Raw genomic sequence first — 409 nt, forward strand, 5'->3', positions numbered from 1 at the left:
GGCCACGGCTTCGGCGAGGCGAAACGCGCCGCCGACATCGCTCTTTCTGCCGGTGACCAGAGCGTCGAGCGTGGAGGCGATCTCCAGCCCGCCATACTGCGTCAACAGGATCGCGTTGCGGGCGCTGCCCCCTGCCCGCCCGACCAGTGCCGCGCGAGCCGCCGGATCGCCAGGCGGCGCCGGCTCGGTCGTTTCCAGCACCGTCATCAGGTCGTCGGCGTCGAGCGGGTTCAATCGCACCACCTGACAGCGCGACCGGATCGTCGGCAGCAGGCTGCCCGGCGCGTGGACAATCAGGATGAACAGCGTCCGTGCCGGCGGCTCTTCAAGATTTTTCAGCAACGCATTGGCGGCATTGGTGTTCATGTCGTCGGCGGGATCGACGATGACCACCCGATAGCTGCCGTCG

The 409-nt window shown here is 67.7% G+C and carries 1 pseudogene; it reads right to left on the reverse strand.

What is annotated here, in order from left to right:
- A pseudogene (locus tag EN893_RS37795) lies at positions 1-409 on the reverse strand (DNA polymerase III subunit delta'); the annotation flags it as partial.

It is taken from the genome of Mesorhizobium sp. M7A.F.Ca.CA.004.04.2.1 (assembly GCF_004022825.1).
Taxonomy (GTDB): domain Bacteria; phylum Pseudomonadota; class Alphaproteobacteria; order Rhizobiales; family Rhizobiaceae; genus Mesorhizobium.